2 protein-coding genes are annotated in these 1102 nt (G+C 73.5%); both read right to left on the bottom strand.

Translation table 11 applies throughout. From position 1 onward, the window contains the following. The coding region (locus tag R6V09_RS53685) for an RbsD/FucU domain-containing protein (protein WP_317888631.1) at positions 1–219 on the bottom strand (219 nt) is incomplete at its 3' end. Next, positions 216–1061, bottom strand: coding sequence for a ribokinase (locus R6V09_RS53680; protein ID WP_317888632.1), 846 nt, complete (start codon positions 1059–1061; stop codon positions 216–218). The genes R6V09_RS53685 and R6V09_RS53680, both read right to left, overlap by 4 nt. Positions 1062–1102: the final 41 nt, after the last annotated feature.

Genomic DNA, 1102 nt, shown 5'->3' with positions numbered 1-1102 from the left:
CACCTCGCTCGCCGCCGTCGCGCCCTCCACCACCAGCTCGGCCAGCAGCCCGTCCAGCACCTCCGCGAACGACGGCACCCCGGCCCGGAACGCCAGGTCCACCACCCGGGGACCGGCCGGGATCGGCATCCCGGCGTCGCACACCAGCACCCCGTCCCCGTGCCCCAACTCGGCCAGCGCGCCGGAGAGATGACGGTTGAGGATCCCTGCCTTCTTCACAGCGCGGCAACCTCGTCCGCGGTCGGGAAGGACTCCTGGGCGCCCTTCCTGGTGACCGCCGCCGCCCCGACCCGCGCCGCGTACGCCGCCGCGTCCGCCAGCGCCGCACCCGTGCCCAGCTTCCAGGCCAGCGCCGCGGTGAACGCGTCGCCCGCACCCGTCGTGTCCACGGCGTCCACCTTCACGGACGGCACCCGGGTGACCCCGTCCTTGGAGGCCACCAACGCGCCCTCCGCGCCCAGCGTCACGACCACCGAACGCGGCCCCTTCGCCAGCAGGATCCGCGCCCAGTCCTCGGGCCGCTCGCTCACACAGGCGTCCCCGAGGATCACCTTCGCCTCGTGCTCGTTGACGATCAACGGGTCGCAGGCCGCCAGGACTTGGGACGGCAGTGGCCGCGGCGGCGACGGATTCAGCACGAAGCGACTGCCGTCCGCCAGATTCCGTACGACCTCCGCGACCGTCTCCAGCGGGATCTCCAGCTGCACGGAGACCACCCGGGCGGCCTGGAAGAGACACGCCGCGGCCTGGATGTCGACGGGGAACAGCTTCCCGTTGGCCCCCGGCGACACCACGATGCTGTTGTCGCCGGACGGGTCCACCGTGATCAGCGCGACCCCGGTCGGTGCCCCGCCGACCAGCACGCCCACCGTGTCGACCCCGGCGGCCCGCTGCGAGTCGAGCAGCAGCCTGCCGTACGCGTCGTCGCCGACCCGGGCCAGCGGGACCGTACGGGCGCCGAGCCGGGCGGCGGCTACTTCGCGATCGACAAGGCCGCGGGGACACCGTGCCCGAACCTCCGAGGTGATCACCGCTGCGGCATCCACGCGAAGCTCCGGCAGACGGGCTTCACCGGCTGCACGGTCTACGACTGCTTCGGCGC

Source organism: Streptomyces sp. W16 (assembly GCF_033194735.1).
Taxonomy (GTDB): Bacteria; Actinomycetota; Actinomycetes; order Streptomycetales; family Streptomycetaceae; genus Streptomyces.
The sequence above is the reverse complement of the archived record's forward strand: the minus strand, read 5'-3'. Positions and strand labels throughout refer to the sequence as shown.